This is a genomic window from Aeromonas sp. Lyrl_2 (assembly GCF_051948815.1).
GTDB lineage: Bacteria > Pseudomonadota > Gammaproteobacteria > Enterobacterales > Aeromonadaceae > Aeromonas > Aeromonas veronii.
Window position 1 is genome coordinate 1 of sequence record NZ_JAYJLJ010000029.1, and the last position, 14,478, is coordinate 14,478.

14 protein-coding genes are annotated in these 14,478 nt (G+C 60.6%); 5 read left to right on the forward strand and 9 right to left on the reverse strand.

The genetic code is table 11. From position 1 onward, the window contains the following. Window positions 1–153 precede the first annotated feature (153 nt). The gene (locus VF684_RS19015) at window positions 154–693 is read left to right on the forward strand and encodes a gamma carbonic anhydrase family protein (protein ID WP_005356065.1); all 540 of its coding nucleotides are present in this window, start codon (window positions 154–156) and stop codon (window positions 691–693) included. A gap of 88 nt (window positions 694–781) precedes the next feature. Here the strand turns inward: VF684_RS19015 and polA are convergent, their stop codons facing one another. Next, window positions 782–3,547: a DNA polymerase I gene (polA, locus tag VF684_RS19020; RefSeq protein WP_139440751.1), complete on the reverse strand. Its 2,766-nt coding sequence runs from the start codon at window positions 3,545–3,547 to the stop codon at window positions 782–784. 400 nt (window positions 3,548–3,947) lie between these two features. On the opposite strand from polA, the gene elbB reads away from it, so the two are divergent. Further along, window positions 3,948–4,598, forward strand: a complete 651-nt coding sequence (elbB, locus tag VF684_RS19025; RefSeq protein WP_107683342.1) for an isoprenoid biosynthesis glyoxalase ElbB — start codon at window positions 3,948–3,950, stop codon at window positions 4,596–4,598. Between the two features lie 72 nt (window positions 4,599–4,670). On the opposite strand, the gene VF684_RS19030 is transcribed toward elbB, so the two are convergent. The 4 genes from VF684_RS19030 to fieF all read right to left on the reverse strand — a co-directional run bounded on the left by VF684_RS19030 (window position 4,671) and on the right by fieF (window position 8,127). Next, window positions 4,671–4,880, reverse strand: a complete 210-nt coding sequence (locus VF684_RS19030; RefSeq protein ID WP_005339554.1) for a cell division protein ZapB — start codon at window positions 4,878–4,880, stop codon at window positions 4,671–4,673. Between the two features lie 246 nt (window positions 4,881–5,126). Beyond that, window positions 5,127–6,407, reverse strand: coding sequence for a hypothetical protein (locus VF684_RS19035; RefSeq protein WP_107683343.1), 1,281 nt, complete (start codon window positions 6,405–6,407; stop codon window positions 5,127–5,129). 20 nt (window positions 6,408–6,427) lie between these two features. Continuing rightward, window positions 6,428–7,207: a serine O-acetyltransferase gene (cysE, locus tag VF684_RS19040; RefSeq protein ID WP_005339552.1), complete on the reverse strand. Its 780-nt coding sequence runs from the start codon at window positions 7,205–7,207 to the stop codon at window positions 6,428–6,430. Window positions 7,208–7,215: 8 nt separating this feature from the next. Next, entirely contained in the window at window positions 7,216–8,127 is a 912-nt protein-coding gene (gene fieF, locus VF684_RS19045) for a cation efflux pump FieF (protein WP_005339551.1), read from the reverse strand. 85 nt (window positions 8,128–8,212) lie between these two features. On the opposite strand from fieF, the gene VF684_RS19050 reads away from it, so the two are divergent. From VF684_RS19050 to trmL, 3 genes are all read left to right on the forward strand, one after another. Beyond that, window positions 8,213–8,908 carry a response regulator gene (locus tag VF684_RS19050; protein ID WP_005339549.1) on the forward strand — a complete coding sequence of 232 codons (696 nt, stop codon included), beginning with the start codon at window positions 8,213–8,215 and terminating at the stop codon, window positions 8,906–8,908. Further along, window positions 8,890–10,260: an ATP-binding protein gene (locus VF684_RS19055; RefSeq protein ID WP_005356054.1), complete on the forward strand. Its 1,371-nt coding sequence runs from the start codon at window positions 8,890–8,892 to the stop codon at window positions 10,258–10,260. Before VF684_RS19050 ends, VF684_RS19055 begins: the two co-directional genes overlap by 19 nt. A gap of 74 nt (window positions 10,261–10,334) precedes the next feature. Continuing rightward, a complete protein-coding gene (gene trmL, locus VF684_RS19060) occupies window positions 10,335–10,799 on the forward strand; it encodes a tRNA (uridine(34)/cytosine(34)/5-carboxymethylaminomethyluridine(34)-2'-O)-methyltransferase TrmL (protein WP_440174361.1) in 465 nt (154 codons plus the stop codon). 13 nt (window positions 10,800–10,812) lie between these two features. On the opposite strand, the gene dinF is transcribed toward trmL, so the two are convergent. The 4 genes from dinF to lexA all read right to left on the reverse strand — a co-directional run bounded on the left by dinF (window position 10,813) and on the right by lexA (window position 14,336). Continuing rightward, a complete protein-coding gene (gene dinF / locus VF684_RS19065; RefSeq protein ID WP_201998877.1) occupies window positions 10,813–12,174 on the reverse strand; it encodes an MATE family efflux transporter DinF in 1,362 nt (453 codons plus the stop codon). Between the two features lie 2 nt (window positions 12,175–12,176). After that, on the reverse strand, window positions 12,177–12,803 hold the full coding sequence (locus VF684_RS19070; protein WP_139440749.1) for an SCO family protein: 627 nt from the start codon (window positions 12,801–12,803) through the stop codon (window positions 12,177–12,179). A 210-nt stretch (window positions 12,804–13,013) separates the two neighbouring features. Further along, window positions 13,014–13,229, reverse strand: a complete 216-nt coding sequence (locus tag VF684_RS19075) for a hypothetical protein (protein ID WP_019446524.1) — start codon at window positions 13,227–13,229, stop codon at window positions 13,014–13,016. A gap of 483 nt (window positions 13,230–13,712) precedes the next feature. Beyond that, window positions 13,713–14,336, reverse strand: a complete 624-nt coding sequence (lexA, locus tag VF684_RS19080; protein ID WP_005339540.1) for a transcriptional repressor LexA — start codon at window positions 14,334–14,336, stop codon at window positions 13,713–13,715. Between the last annotated feature and the right edge of the window lie 142 nt (window positions 14,337–14,478).

The following is a 14,478-nucleotide window of genomic DNA, read 5'->3' on the forward strand; positions in this document are numbered from 1 at the left end:
GGAACAGATTCTTTCTGGCAACCCCTCATCGGCAATAAAATTGCAAAAAAGCGCACTTTTTTAGTTATTCATATCCAGCCACAGCTTTTATACAAACTTATCCACAGAAACACCCTTCTGGTTGCTAGAATGGCCGAAAACAAGGAGGCCAAGATGGACTTGCGACTGAGACCCTATAAGGGAAAATGCCCGCAACTGGGCAAACGGGTGTATGTAGACCCCTGCGCAACACTGGTGGGCGATATCGAGTTGGCCGACGACGCCAGCATCTGGCCCATGGTGGCGGCGCGGGGGGATGTGAACCATATCCGCATCGGCGCCCGCAGCAATATTCAGGACGGCACTGTGCTGCACCTGACTCGCAAGAGCGCCAGCAACCCAACCGGCTATCCGCTGCTGATCGGTGAAGATGTCACTGTGGGTCACAAGGCGATGCTTCACGGCTGCACCATCGGCAACCGGGTACTGGTCGGCATGGGTGCCATTCTGCTTGATGGCGTCGTGGTTGAAGATGATGTGATGATCGGCGCAGGTTCGCTGGTGCCACCGGGCAAGCGACTCGAGTCGGGCTTTCTATATATAGGGAATCCCGTCAAACAGGCTCGCCCGCTCAAGCCCGCCGAGATCGCCTTCCTCAAGACCTCGGCGGACAATTATGTCCTGCTCAAGGATGAGTATCTGCAAGAGACCTGATAGGGCTGGCAGAAACAGGAAGCCCGGCATCATGCCGGGCTTCGCTTCTTATATAGCTATATAGCAGTGCAAAACGGCTGACCGGAGATCAATGGGCCTGATCCCAGTTGTCGCCGGTGCCCGCCTCCACCACCAGCGGCACATCCAGTTCGGCTGCGGCAGACATCTTCTCCTTGATGATAGCGGTGTACTCCTCCAGCTTCTCTTCGCGGATCTCGAACACCAGTTCATCGTGTACCTGCATCAGCATGCGGATCGACTCATCCTCGATACCGCGGATCCAGCTGTCCACGTTGATCATGGCGCGCTTGATGATATCGGCGGCCGTGCCCTGCATCGGGGCGTTGATGGCGGCCCGTTCGGCAGCCTTGCGCAGACCGGCGTTGCGGGACTTGATATCCGGCAGATAGAGGCGACGACCAAACAGGGTCTCGACATACCCCTGGGCTTCCGCCTGCTGACGGGTGCGCTCCATATACTCCAGCACGCCCGGGTAGCGTTCGAAGTAGAGATCCATGTACTTCTGCGCTTCGGCACGACCGATCCCCAGCTGCTTGGCCAGACCGAAGGCACTCATGCCGTAGATAAGGCCGAAGTTGATCGCCTTGGCGCTGCGGCGCATGTCGGTGGTGACCGCATCGAGCGCCACGCCGAACACCTCGGCGGCAGTCGCCTTGTGGATGTCCTTGCCCTCGGCAAAGGCGGTCAGCAGCCCCTTGTCACCGGAGAGGTGCGCCATGATGCGCAGCTCGATCTGGGAGTAGTCCGCCGCCACCAGCTTGTAACCGGCGCTCGGGATGAAGGCCTGACGGATCCGGCGCCCTTGCTCATTGCGCACCGGGATGTTCTGCAGGTTGGGATCAGATGATGACAAGCGGCCCGTAGCCGCTACCGCCTGATGATAGGAGGTGTGTACCCGCCCGGTCTGCGGCTTGATCATCAGCGGCAACTTGTCGGTGTAGGTGGACTTGAGCTTGGCCAGCCCACGATGCTCCATCAGCAGTTGCGGCAGCTCGTAGGTCTCCGCCAGCTCGGCCAGCACCTCTTCTGCGGTGGACGGTGCGCCCTTCGGCGTCTTTTTGATGATCGGCAGGCCCAGCTTGGTGAAGAGGATCTCCCCCAACTGCTTGGGCGAGGAGAGGTTGAACTCCTGTCCGGCCAGCTCATGGGCCTGCTTCTCCAACTCCCCCAACCGCAGCTCGATCTCCTGACTCTGCTGGTGCAGCAACTTGGGATCGATAGTGGTGCCGAGCAACTCCATCCGCGCCAGCACTGGCAGCAGGGGCAGTTCGATCTCGCTGAATACCTTGGCGAGACCCGGCACGGCCTCCAGCTGACCCCACAGGGTCTGGTGCAGACGCAGGGTGATATCGGCATCTTCCGCCGCATAGGGGGCGGCCTGCTCCAGCTCGATCTGGTTGAAGGTGAGCTGTTTCACCCCTTTGCCAGCGATATCTTCAAAGGAGGTGGTCTCGATCCCGAGATAGCGTTTGGCCAGCGAATCCATATCGTGACGGCTGGCGGTGGAGTTGAGCACGTAGGACTCGAGCATGGTGTCGTAGGCAATGCCCTGCAGGTCGATGTCATGGTTGAGCAGCACGTTGCGGTCGTACTTGAGGTTCTGCCCCACCTTAAGACGGGTCGGATCTTCCAACAGCGGCTTGAGCTTGCCCAACACCACGGCCTCGCTCAGCTGTACCGGTGCCCCCAGATAGTCGTGGCCAAACGGCACATAAGCAGCCTTGCCCGGCTCAACCGCGAAGGAGACGCCGACGATCCGCGCCTCCATGTAATCGAGACTGGTGGTTTCGGTATCGAAGGCAAACAGCGGTGCCGCTTTCAGCTGTTCCAGCCAGCCGTCAAACTCGGCTTCGTCCAGAATGCAGCGGTAGTCGGTTTCGATGGCGGCAACCGGAGCGGCGCTCTCATCGCCAGCCTCGTCTTGTCCGGCACTCTCGCTGCCCTCTTCACCACCGGATTCCAGCTCCTTGATCAGGTTGCGCAGCTCGTATTCGCGATAGACCGCCAGCAAGGACTCCTTGTCGACCGGCTTGAGCAACAGCTCTTCCAGACTCTGTTCCAGTTCGACGTCGGTCTTGATGGTCGCCAGTCGATAGGAGAGACGAACCTGCTCCTCCTGCTCGCGGAACTTGTCGGCAAAGGCCTTGGAGCCACGGAAACCGAGCGCAGCTACCTTGTCGAGGTTGGCGGCAATCTCGTCGATGCTGCCAATCCCCTGCAGCAGAGCCAGTGCGGTCTTCTCGCCGACACCGGTCATACCGGGAATGTTGTCGACCTTGTCACCCATCAGGGCCAGATAGTCGATGATGAGCTCGGGCGGTACGCCAAACTTCTCGATCACCCCTTCCCGATCGGTCTTCACATCTTTCATGGTGTCGATCAGGGTGACATGGTCGGAGACCAGCTGTGCCATATCCTTGTCACCGGTGCTGATCAGCACCGGCAGCTGCTTCTCGGTCGCCTGGCGGGCCAGGGTGCCGATCACGTCGTCGGCTTCAACCCCTTCAACCATCAGGAAGGGGAAGCCCATCGCCTTGATCATCTGGTGGATCGGGGCAACCTGGCTGCGCAGATCGTCCGGCATGCTGGCGCGGGTCGCCTTGTATTCGGGATAGATGTCGTCGCGGAAGGTCTTGCCCTTGGCATCAAACACCACGGCCACATGACAGTCAGGATATTGCTTGCGCAGGCTGCGCATCATGTTGGCCATGACACGGACGGCGCCGCTCGGCAAACCGGTCGATGTGCGCAGATCGGCCTGCTGGGAGGCGAAGAAGGCGCGGTAAAGATAAGAGGAGCCGTCGACCAGAATAAGGGGGTTGCTAGGGGCCATGAAATCGTCCTGCCAGAGATAAACAGCCGCTAGGATGCCACAGGGCCCCCCTCACACCAAGGGGCGCAGCAACAGCACACAGCGCCCGATAAAGGGACTCAATCTGTGGATAACTCTGTGTTCAAAAATGGGACGCATCAGAGCGCACAGTGATAAAACTGTGCATAAGAATATAAAAACCCATTAAAAACAATGCATTGAGATCGTAAAAACCGATCGCGAGACAGTTAGAATGATCTCGATCAATGTGGAAAAAGATTTAAGGGAGTAGGTACGGCAGGATCCAAAACGAAACAATCCTAGCACAGCAAGATGACTTGACCAGCGGAGGGCGAGCGATAACCATACAAAAGTACAACAATCCATCCTGGCTCACATTTTCAACAACGAGGAGTTTGCCATGAAAAAAGTGGCCGTGATTTTGAGTGGCTGCGGTGTCTTTGACGGGGCCGAAATCCACGAGGCCGTCATCAGCCTGCTGGCGTTGGCCCGTCAGGGAGCCGCCGTCCAGTGCTTCGCCCCGAACGTGGCGCAGCTCCATGTCATCAACCACCTGACCGGTGAAGTGAGCGAGGGAGAGAGCCGCAATGTGCTGGTCGAAGCGGCCCGCATCTGCCGTGGCCAGATAAAGGATGTGGCCGAGCTGGATGCGGCCGATTACGACGCGCTGCTGGTGCCCGGCGGCTTTGGCGCGGCCAAAAACCTGTGCGACTTCGCTATCAAAGAGGCCGAGTGCCAGATCCAGCCCGATGTGCTGAAAGCGTGCCAGAGCTTTGCCAACGCCAACAAACCGGCCGCCTATATCTGCATCGCGCCCGCCATGATCCCGCTGATCTATGGTGCCGGGACGCTGGCGACCATCGGCCATGACGAGGGTACCGCCAACGCCATCGAGGCGATGGGTGGCAGCCATCTCAACTGCCCGGTCAACGAGTTCGTAGTGGATCAGGAGCGCAAGGTGATCTCCACCCCCGCCTACATGCTGGCCAACAACATTGTCGAAGCGGCAGACGGCATCGAGAAGACAGTCAAGCAACTGCTGGCGCTGTAATTCCCATCCCGCCAAAAACAGACGAGCCGCTCATGGAGCGGCCCGTTTTCAATTCTGCCTGAAGGCGATGAATTAGATGGTTTCGCCCATCTGATCCATCTTGCCCAGCAGGGCACGCAGACGCTCCTGCCATGCAGTGTGCTCGTTGCGCAGCTGATGGTTCTCGTCTTGCAGCTTGCTGTTCTGCTCTTTCAGCTCGTCCAGCTCCATCTTCAGCAGGGAGATGTTGTCGACGGCGGATTGTACTTTGGATTCGAGTTGCTCAAGGACTTCTAGTGACATATGCATACCTGTTTGTTCAATTGCGATGCCCCACAGAGGGCGATACAAGCGCGTGAAGCCAGCATACCCCGAGCGCATCGGCACAAACAAGCCAGTGCGCTGTAAAATGCGCCTTCCATAGATGTATTGTCTAAATATGCGTCTATTTTTCTCGCATCCTGCGCTAGAGCCGCGACAACACACTGAGCCGTGCGTAAAAGACCCCGCCACCCGCGCATCATTTGCCCCCTCCTGACGGCGCCGCCGTTATCCATGCAAGGCGATATAAGCCCCCAGCAACAGACAGGCAACCACATACATCAGCAAGCCGTAGAGCAGGTTCCAGCGCAGGATCAGCCCGGCACTGAGGTTGTAGCGGGAGGCCAGCGCCAGATTGGAGCCGGAAAGCGGACTGGTGCCGGTGGCAAGCCCCCATCCCAGCAGGAAACACATGCCGAGCAGGCTGGGATCCGGCGCCAGCGGCCAGAGCAGTGGCGCCAGCCCGGAGATACTGATGAGCGGATGCACCCCGACGATGGCCACCAGCAGGATCAGCAGCAGAGTGAGGGATGCCTCAAGCCAGCCAAAGTGGTTGAACAGCGGCAAGCCGTGACCAGCGCCGAGATCGATGACCGACAGCGCACTGTTGATGCCTGCCGCCAGCAAACCGGCCCCCAGAAACAGCACCAGCTGACCGCCGATGGCGGGAAAGCGTTCCACCACCTGCCGCTTGAGGGCCGCCTTGCGCCCGGCCCTCGGCATAAAGAGCAGCGCCAGCAGCGGGGCCACCAGTGCGATCACCGCCAGAATGCCGAGCTGGGGCCAGATCTGCTTGATGAGCAGCACCAGCAGCGCCAGCGTGACCGGCAACCCCAAGGTCTGCAACCGCAGCGGATAACCGGCAAAGTCATCCACCCCGATCCGCTCCACCTGCCAGGCAGTCAACCCCATCGCCAGCAAAGCGGCGAGGATCCCGAACGGCAGAATATGGGAGAGCTGCAAGCCCGGCGCATAGGTGAGCGCTACCGCCATGGCGACAAAGAAAGGTGACCAGAAGGCGGCGGCACAGAAAATCCGGCTCAGCACCATCACCTGACGCCGCTCCAGGGTGCCATTGCGCTCCAGCCGATCGCCGATGATAAACAGCACCGAGAGGTTGATGACCGCCCCCAGCAGATTGAGGCTGGCCATGGTGCTCCACAGCCCTTTGCGCCCGATCCATGAGCTTGTGCCGGTCAAGAGACCCGAGGTGGCGAGATTGAGGGTGCTCACCGCGGCAAACATGGTGAGCATATTGATGTTGGGCAGCAGCCAGTCACCGGCGGTGAGGGTCGCTCCCTGCCACCAGGAGAAGAAGAACAGCAGCAGGGCGGCACCATACAAGGCCAGCGCCTGCCGCTTGGCGGCCCCCACCAGCCAGGGCCAGGTGAGCAGTGACGCCCCCCAGGCCGCCATGGCCGCAGGCCAGGGGGAGAGCCCCAGATAGAGATGCAGCAGGTTGAGCAGCCACATCCCCAAAATCAGATAACCCGACCAACGTTTGGCCATCGACTACTCCGGCCGGGAGATCAGAGACACTGATCCATATCCAGTGAAGGCTTGTCGCACTCCGGACGGCCGACGATCTTGGCGGGTACGCCAGCGACCGTGGTATGAGGCGGCACCGGGTTGATCACCACGCTGCCCGCACCAATTTTGGCGCCCACGCCCACTTCGATATTGCCGAGCACCTTGGCGCCCGCCCCTATCATCACCCCTTCGCGGATCTTGGGGTGGCGATCGCCGCTCTCCTTGCCGGTACCACCTAGGGTCACACTTTGCAGGATAGAGACATCATCTTCAATCACCGCCGTCTCGCCGACCACTATGCCAGTGGCATGGTCAAACATGATGCCCTTGCCGATACGGGCGGCCGGGTGCACATCCACCCCGAACACCACCGAGATCTGGTTTTGCAGATAGAGGGCCAGCGAGCGGCGCCCCTGACGCCACAGCCAGTTGGCGACCCGATAGCCCTGCAGGGCATGGAACCCCTTGAGGTAAAGCAGCGGGGTGGAGAAGAGGTCGACCGCCGGATCCCGCTCCTGCACGGCGCAGATGTCGGCCGCCACTACCGTCAGCAGCTCGGGCTCGCTGCGCAGGGCCAGCTCGATCACCTCGCGCAGTGCGATGGCGGGCATGGTGGCGCTGTCGAGTTTGTTGGCCAGCTGGAAGCTGAGGGCCGAACGCAGGTTCTTGTGATTGAGAATGGTGGAGTGGAAGAAGCTGGCCAGCATCGGCTCCTGGGCCGCCATGCACTCCGCTTCTTGCTGAATTTTGTGCCAGGTTTTGGCAACCAGTTCATCCATGTTGCAGCCTACTGTTGTTCTGGGTGAGGGCTCTGTTGTTCTTTTGTCAGCACCGAGATGGGGTCCATGTGGATGATGACATCCATCCGCTCGAATGCCTGGCGTACCGCCAGTTCGGCTTCATCGGCGATCTGATGGGCCTTGACCAGGGGGATCTGATCATCCAGTTCAAGATGCAACTGTACGAATCGGGTCGGCCCGGATTGACGGGTGCGCAGGTCATGTACGCCGTGTACACCTTCTACGGCACAGCAGAGCGCCATTATTCTCGCTTGTTCTTCCGCTGGCAACTGACGATCGAGCAGCGCCTGCACCGACTCGTAGCCGATGTGTCCCGCCCCCCACAACAGGAACAGCCCGATCAGGATGGCAAACAGGCCGTCGGCCCAGTACCACCCCTGCCCCGCCAGCACCAGCGCCAGCAAGACACCGGCATTAAGCAGCAGATCGGAACGGTAGTGCAGCATGTCGGCCTTGATGGCCACACTGTTGGTCTTGCGAATAACGAAACTCTGGAAGCTGACCAGCAGCAGGGTCAGCACGATGGATCCGCCGCTGACCCAGAGACCCGCTTCCAGCCGCAGGATAGGCGCCTGATTGAGCAGGGATGAAATTCCGTGCATCACCAGCAGCAGGGCGGAGCCGGAGATAAAGGCCGACTGGATGAGGCCCGCCAGCGACTCCGCCTTGCCGTGACCGAAACGGTGCTCGTCATCGGCGGGGGCCAGCGCATAGCGAATGGCCAACAGGTTGATGATGGAGGCACTCACATCCATGAAGGAGTCGGTGAGCGATGCCAGCAGGGTCGACGAGTCGGTCATCAGCCAGGCGATCAGTTTGCCGATGATCAGCAAGGTAGCGGTGGTAACCGCCGCTATGCTGGCAAAGGTCACCCAACGGGAATATTGTTGATGGCTCAAAACCGGCTTTCCTCTGGCGATGAAAAACTTATTATACCCTGACCCCGGCGTCAGTTTGGCGCGAAAATCTGCGGAATAACACCAGATGAACAGAATACTCCTGGTCGACGACGATCTTGAATTGACCCAACTGCTCACCGAAATTCTGACCCTGGAGGGATTTCAGGTCACGGTCGCCGAGGATGGTGAAGAGGGGCTGCAACGGCTGGCGGAGCAGAGCTTCGATCTGGTGTTGCTGGACGTGATGATGCCCAAGCTCAACGGCTTTGCCATGCTGACCAAGCTGCGCAAGACCCACGATACCCCGGTACTGATGCTGACCGCCCGCGGTGACAGCCAGGATCGGGTCAACGGTCTGGAAGCGGGCGCCGACGACTATCTGGCCAAGCCATTCGATGACAGGGAGCTGCTGGCCCGGGTACGCGCCATCCTGCGCCGCACCCAGAGCGCCCCGCCCCAGCGCGGCAACTCCTCCGACGAAGTGCACTTCATGGATATCGTGCTGCAGCCCGGCCTGCAGCAGGCCCGCTGCGGCGAACAACTGCTGGAGCTGACCGCCACCGAGTTTGGCCTGCTGGAGTGCCTGCTGCGCAATCCCGGCCAGATCGTCAGCAAGAGCCACCTCTCCGAGCAGGTGCTGGGCAAGAAGCTGGAACCCTTCGATCGGGCCATCGACATGCACCTGAGCAACCTGCGCAAGAAGCTGCCGGACCGCACCGATGGCCAGCCCCGCTTCAAAACCGTACGGGGGCGCGGGTACCTGTGGCTAGAGCAAGAATAGAGCGCATCAACTCCCTCAACGGGATCTCGACCCACATCTTCCTCTGGTTCTGGTTCATGCTGCTGGTGATGCTGGCCGCCGTGATCAGCCTGCCGACCCTGGATCCCCGCAACCAGATCCCGCTGCCGACCCATGAAGTGGCGCGGATGCAGAACAACGTGCAGGCCCTGCTCAACGCCGCCGAGCCGGATCAGGATTTCGATCTGGCCAAGGCGATGGACAAGATCGCCATGCTGCCGGTGGACAACGTCTACCTGCGCGACGAGAAGGGGCAGATCCAGTCCACCACCCATCCGCGCAAGTTCGTGGTGCGCTTTATGGTGGATGCCGATGACCCGGCCAACCCCATGCTGGGCAACGAGGATCGCAAGGCGATCGCCGGCCCCTTCCTGATGGAACACCACGGCCATCGCTATCACGTCTATTTCGGCCTCAATGCCGAGAATCCCTACCTGTTCCTGTTTATTCAGGTGCTGGATCACCCGATCCGCATTCTGGGCATCTCGATGCTAGTCAGCACCCCGCTCTGCCTGCTGCTCGCCTGGCGGCTGACCCGGCCCATCCTGCAGTTGCAGAAATCGGTCTCCCAACTGGCGGCCGGCAATCTGGAGGTACAGATACCCAACCTGGGACGGGGCGACGAGATCGGCCAGCTGGCGGATAACGTCAGCCGCATGGTGGAGACGCTCAAGAGCATGATCCAGAAGCAGAAACAGCTGCTTTCCGATATCTCCCACGAGCTGCGCAGCCCCCTCACCCGGATGCAACTGGCGCAGGCGCTGATCCGCCGCAAGCAGGGTGACAGCGCCGAGCTGGCGCGGATCGAATCGGAGATCGGACGGCTGGACAAGCTGATCGGCGATCTGTTGGATCTGTCGCGGGTGCAGCAGCATGTGGAGGCACCGGTGGTGCACCCGCTGGCCGACCTGCTGGAACCCATCCTCGAAGATGCCATGTTCGAAGCGAATCAGAGCGGCAAACAACTCAGACTGCCGCCGCTGCCCGCAGAGTCGATCCAGATGTGGCCCGAGCTGCTGGCCCGGGCGGTGGAGAACCCCCTGCGCAACGCCCTCAAATATGCCCGCGAGTTCATCAAGGTGGACTGGTATCGGGAGGGATTGGAGTGGGTGATGACCATTCGGGATGACGGCCCCGGGGTGCCTGACGAGCAGCAGGCGCTGCTGTTCCAACCCTTCTTCCGGGTCGATGACGCCCGCAACGCCAAGACTGGCGGCACCGGGCTGGGGCTGGCCATCGCCTCGGAGGCGATCCAGCGCCACGGCGGCACCATTGCGGCCAGCAACAATCACCCGACCGGGCTGACCATCACCATCCGCTTGCCCATCGCCTGATCCTTTTCATCCGGACGGGCGCTGGGTATGCTGGCGCCCCTTCTTGGCTTTACATCTCTTTGCAGGAGCTCGTCATGCTCGATATCGTCCTCTACCAGCCGGAAATTCCGCCCAACACCGGCAATATCATCCGGCTTTGCGCCAATACCGGTTACCGGCTCCATCTGATCGAGCCGCTGGGATTTGAGTGGGATGACAAGCGGGTAAAGCGGGCGGGACTCGATTATCACGAGTTTGCCGAGGTGAAGCACTGGCCAAGCTATGAGGCTTTTCTGGCTGCCGTAGCGCCCAAGCGGGTGTTTGCCTGCACCACCAAGGGCCGCACCGCGCACTCGGCAGCACAATATGCCCTTGGCGACGCCCTGCTGTTTGGCCCGGAGAGTCGCGGCCTGCCCATCGAGATCATCGAGAGTCTGCCGTTCGAGCAGCGGCTGCGCATCCCTATGGTGCCCCAGAGCCGCAGCATGAACCTCTCCAACGCGGTGTCTGTCTTTGTCTACGAGAGCTGGCGCCAGCTCGACTACGACGGTGCCATGTAAGCGCCACCGATGATCAGTGGCGGGCGTCGAGCAGATGCCCGCTGCGCTCCAGCCGCCAGCAAGTGACCCCCAGCGACAGACCGCGCCCCACCATCAGCGCCGCCATCGCCGCCCATAACGCTGCCACGCCCCACGACTGACAGAGCCACCAGATCGGGAAGAAGCCGCCAAACGCGGCCAGCAACATGCTGTTGCGCATCTCCCGCGCCCGGGTCGCCCCGATAAATACGCCATCCAGCAGGAAGCACCAGACCGCCAGCAAGGGCATGGCGATCAGCCAGGGAAGCTGACGATGTGCCTCCGCTACCACGGCCGGAATGTCGGTGATATAGCCGATAAGGTGGGCACCAAAGAGGGCAAACACCAGGGTAAAACCACTGGCGATGAGGGCGGCCCAGCCCAGATTGAGCACGATGGCCTCCCGCAGTTTCTGCCGATCCCGCTGACCGATGGCTCGTCCTACCATGGCCTCCACCGCATAGGCAAAACCATCGAGCCCATAGGAGATAAGCATCAGGAAGTTGAGCAGCACCGCATTGGCGGCCACCGCCACATCCCCCAGCCGCGCCCCTTGCAGAGTCATGAAGGCGAAACAGAGCTGCAAACAGAGGGAGCGCAGGAAGATATCGCGGTTGAGGCCGAGCAGCCGCACCATGGGCGCGAACTGCCGCCAGCGCTGCCAGCCATCTAGCCACACCGTCGGCGCCAGTTGCCGCAGCTGACGGCGTACCAGCCAGATACCGACTGCCAGTGCGCAGTAGTCCGCCATGACCGAGGCCGCCGCCACACCCCGCACCTGCCAGCCGAGCCCCAGCACAAACAGGGCATCGAGCGCCATATTGACCAGATTGGTGAGGATCAGCATCACCATGGGGCTGCGGGCATCCTGCATCCCCAACAGCCAGCCCATGACCACCAGATTGCAGAGCGCCGCCGGGGCGCTCCAGATCCGCACCGCCACATATTGGCCCGCATAAAGCTGCACCTCGGGCGAGCCGCCACTCAGGACGATCAGTCGTGGCAACAGGGGGAAGAGCAACAACAGCAGCGCCAGGCCAAGAGCAATGGCCAACCCCAGCGCCCGCAGCAGGGTATCGAGCTGGGCACGACCGTCGGCGGCGCCGTGCGCCTGCGCCGTCAAGCCGGTGGTCGACATCCGCAAAAAGCCGAGCAGCCAGAAGATGAGGTTGATCAGAGTCGCACCGACCGACACGCCCCCCAGAAACCAGGCCTGACCGAGATGACCGATCACCCAGGTGTCCACCAGCCCCAGCAAGGGGGTGGTGATATTGGAGAAAACCATCGGCAGGGCGAGCGCAAAGACGGCGCGGTGGCGAGAGGGATCTAGCCACCAGGGGACAGCAGATGGGGTCACGCTCAGTAGCCGGCCAGCTTCAGAATGCGGGCGAAGTCAGAGAGCATGGTGGCCATCTGCACCCTGGGCACCTGACCCGGCGCCACCTGCGGGCGGAACACCGCCTGCAGCTTGCCCTTGGGATTGATGAGCACGATGGAAGCGGAGTGATCGATCAGATAATCCTTCTCCCCCTGATTGGCGATGGAGTAGATGAGCCCCAGATTGCGCACGAACGGGAACAGCTTGTCGTGGGGGGCAGTGGCCGCCTTGAACTCGGGATTGAAGAAGGCGGTATAGGTCTTGAGGCGTGGAATATCGTCACGCTGGGGATCCGCCGAGATAAACACCACCTGACTGTCGGGCGCCATCTTCTTCAGCTGGTCATAGACGGAGCGCATATCTGCCAGGGTGGTGGGGCAGATATCGGGGCAGAAGGTGTAGCCGACGAACAGGAAGGTCCAGTGCCCTTTCAGGCTGGCAGGGGTGAACGGCTGGTTGTCCGCATCGGTAAAGGCGAAATCATTGATATCCCGCCCCGCCGGATAATAATCGGCCTGTTCCGGCTGCTCTGGCTGTGTGGCGTAAAACACCAGGAGCAGGCAGGCTGTCAGCAGCAGAAAGAGCAAGGGATAGCGGAGCTTCATCATAACAAGAGACCCTTTCAGTTCGAGGCAGATGGCCAGCAGTGACCGGACAAGAAGGGGGCATTGTACCCCAGCGAGCCGCCAAGGTGGTTCAACCTTGTGCAACGCCCTGTCAGGAGTCGACCATTTGGCATAATTAATCGCCAATTTCAGCCATAAAAAAACCGGCCCCCTTGGGTGCCGGTTATGGATGGATTTGTTTGTCTCTTCTGCTCAGGGGCGAGCGTTACGCCCCTGCTGCAACATCTTGCCGATGGCCCGCACGCCGATGGGAATCACGGGGGCCAGCCAGCCCTCTTCCCCCTGGCGATCACCGTGACCACGCTTGAACAGCAGCACCAGACGCACCACCTTCTCTTTCGGGCATCCCAGCCAGAGCGTCCAGTGCGAACCACGATGGTGCAGCCAGAGACCGTAAAACCAGGTCATCCGGCTACCTTTGACGAAACGGGTGATTGACGATTCCGCTGGCGCAGCCCCAGCCTCTGAATCCCATGGCGATCTTGATGCCATACCAGTCCTCCTTGACCGACAGGTCATGTTGCTTCGTCGGCCTGAACTGGGAACAGGCCCGTCACGACTATCTGCAACCATTACGAGTGGTCCCCTTTGCCCGACAAGGCTCGGGATCTCCCCACTCCCCCTTCATATCCCGTGAAGGTGTACTGCCCGATTCTCGTTGTTACCGGCTCTCCCGTCCTGCGCATTGCGATGGTCAGAGGGAGGCGCCAAGCCCTATCTCGGCGACAGGGCACTGATCTGAGCATATATCTGAAATGGATGATTGGTAGCCGGTCGCGCAGGACAAAAATGCCGCCGCCGATGATCTGTTTGATATGACAGGGAAAGTGCGCCAGAAACAGCACGGCTTCCCGAAGGAGGCCGTGTGGCAAACGCAGTTGGCGGGGATGATTACATCCAGTCGGCGTTGCGGATCACCCCGACCGCCAGCCCCTCGATGGTGAGCTGCTGGCAAGAGAGGTCCACCTCGATGGGGGAGAGCTCTTCATTCTCCGGCAGCAGCCATACCTGACTGCCCTTGCGCTGGAAGCGCTTGACGGTGACATCCTCATCGAGACGGGCGACCACCACCTGACCGTTGCGCACCTCCTGGGTCTTGTGCACCGCCAGCAGATCGCCATCCAGAATGCCGATGTTCTTCATGCTCATCCCCTGCACCCGCAGCAGAAAATCAGCGCGCGGGTGGAACAGGGCGGGATCCACCTGATAGTGGCTCTCGATATGCTCCTGAGCCAGGATGGGTTCACCGGCGGCAACCTTCCCGATGAGCGGCAGGCCGCTCTCTTCCAGCACCTCTTCCTCTTCGAGCAACAGGCGAATGCCGCGGGACGTGCCCGGCATGATCTCGATGACCCCTTTTTTGGCCAGGGCCTTCAGATGTTCTTCGGCCGCATTGGCCGACTTGAAACCAAGCTTCTGGGCAATCTCGGCACGAGTCGGCGGCATACCGGTCTCGCTCATGTTCACCTTGATCAGCTCCAGCACTTCGGCCTGGCGGGGGGTAAGGGGTTTCATAGAATTGGCACCTGTCTTTTTATACAGCACACTGGCAGTATATACAGTGCAGTGGCCAAGGCAAGGCGCAGCTGACATTTGTCGCAACCAACCCCTCATTTACTACTGTTTTGATCCTGCGCAGCCGACTCATCGTACCTCT

Bases quoted from the DNA above. Each gene is read 5' to 3' on its own strand.
- VF684_RS19015 (WP_005356065.1), top strand. From the start codon at position 154: ATGGACTTGCGACTGAGACCCTATAAGGGAAAATGCCCGCAACTGGGC.
- polA (WP_139440751.1), bottom strand. From the start codon at position 3,547: ATGGCCCCTAGCAACCCCCTTATTCTGGTCGACGGCTCCTCTTATCTT.
- elbB (WP_107683342.1), top strand. From the start codon at position 3,948: ATGAAAAAAGTGGCCGTGATTTTGAGTGGCTGCGGTGTCTTTGACGGG.
- VF684_RS19030 (WP_005339554.1), bottom strand. From the start codon at position 4,880: ATGTCACTAGAAGTCCTTGAGCAACTCGAATCCAAAGTACAATCCGCC.
- VF684_RS19035 (WP_107683343.1), bottom strand. From the start codon at position 6,407: ATGGCCAAACGTTGGTCGGGTTATCTGATTTTGGGGATGTGGCTGCTC.
- cysE (WP_005339552.1), bottom strand. From the start codon at position 7,207: ATGGATGAACTGGTTGCCAAAACCTGGCACAAAATTCAGCAAGAAGCG.
- VF684_RS19050 (WP_005339549.1), top strand. From the start codon at position 8,213: ATGAACAGAATACTCCTGGTCGACGACGATCTTGAATTGACCCAACTG.
- trmL (WP_440174361.1), top strand. From the start codon at position 10,335: ATGCTCGATATCGTCCTCTACCAGCCGGAAATTCCGCCCAACACCGGC.
- VF684_RS19070 (WP_139440749.1), bottom strand. From the start codon at position 12,803: ATGATGAAGCTCCGCTATCCCTTGCTCTTTCTGCTGCTGACAGCCTGC.
- VF684_RS19075 (WP_019446524.1), bottom strand. From the start codon at position 13,229: ATGACCTGGTTTTACGGTCTCTGGCTGCACCATCGTGGTTCGCACTGG.
- lexA (WP_005339540.1), bottom strand. From the start codon at position 14,336: ATGAAACCCCTTACCCCCCGCCAGGCCGAAGTGCTGGAGCTGATCAAG.